General features: G+C 72.0%; 2 protein-coding genes. Both read left to right on the top strand.

Annotated elements, in window-relative coordinates:
- A partial coding sequence (gene fliN, locus ACOADB_RS26700; RefSeq protein ID WP_378606179.1) for a flagellar motor switch protein FliN occupies nt 1–300 on the top strand: 300 nt, incomplete at its 5' end.
- Nucleotides 301–304: 4 nt separating this feature from the next.
- A partial coding sequence (locus tag ACOADB_RS26695; protein ID WP_378606176.1) for a FliO/MopB family protein occupies nt 305–778 on the top strand: 474 nt, incomplete at its 3' end.

The raw sequence follows: 778 nt of genomic DNA, 5'->3' as shown, positions 1-778 counted from the left end.
CCGGCCCTGGACGCACCCTTCGTGCCGGCCTTCGGTACGACGCCCGTCCCGCCGCGTGGTCTGGAGCTGCTGCACGGCGTCGACATGGAGGTCACGGTCGAGCTCGGCCGCACCCGGATGACGGTCCGTGACCTGCTGGCGCTCACGCCCGGTGCCGTCCTCGAGCTCGACCGTGCAGCCGGCAGCCCGGCCGACCTGCTGGTCAACGGCCGTCTCGTCGCCCGCGGCGAGGTCGTCGTCGTGGACGAGGACTTCGGCCTGCGGGTCACCGAGATCGTCGACGCCGCAGCGGCGGTCTGAGTCCATGTCCGGCGCTGACTCGAGCATTGGAGAACTGGCCGTCCGGCTGGTCGGCTCGCTCGCGGTCGTCGTCGGGCTGATGCTGCTGATCGCGCGGACGGTGAACCGCCGGTTCAAGGCGCCCAGTGGCGCGGCGATCCAGGTCGTGCACCGCCAGGCGCTGGGGCGCGGCATGGGGGTCGCGGTCGTCTCTGTCGGCACCCGGGTGCTGGTCATCGGCACCACCGAGCAGCAGGTCACCCTGCTCGCCGAGGTGGAGCCCGACGAGATCGGTCTCGACCTCACAACCGAGGAGCCCGCCGACCCGGCACCCGCACGTCACAGGCGAATCGGCCCTGTTCCGGAGGAATCCCCGACCAGAACGACGACATCAACGGCACCGACGACACCGACCGGCCCCCTCGCCGGATCCGTCCTCTCCCCACAGACGTGGAAGCAGACACTCGCCGCGTTCACCGGCGGTGCCGGCGGGGCCGCG

It is taken from the genome of Nocardioides sp. CPCC 206348, from assembly GCF_048654705.1.
Lineage (GTDB): Bacteria > Actinomycetota > Actinomycetes > Propionibacteriales > Nocardioidaceae > Nocardioides.
The sequence above is the reverse complement of the archived record's forward strand: the minus strand, read 5'-3'. Positions and strand labels throughout refer to the sequence as shown.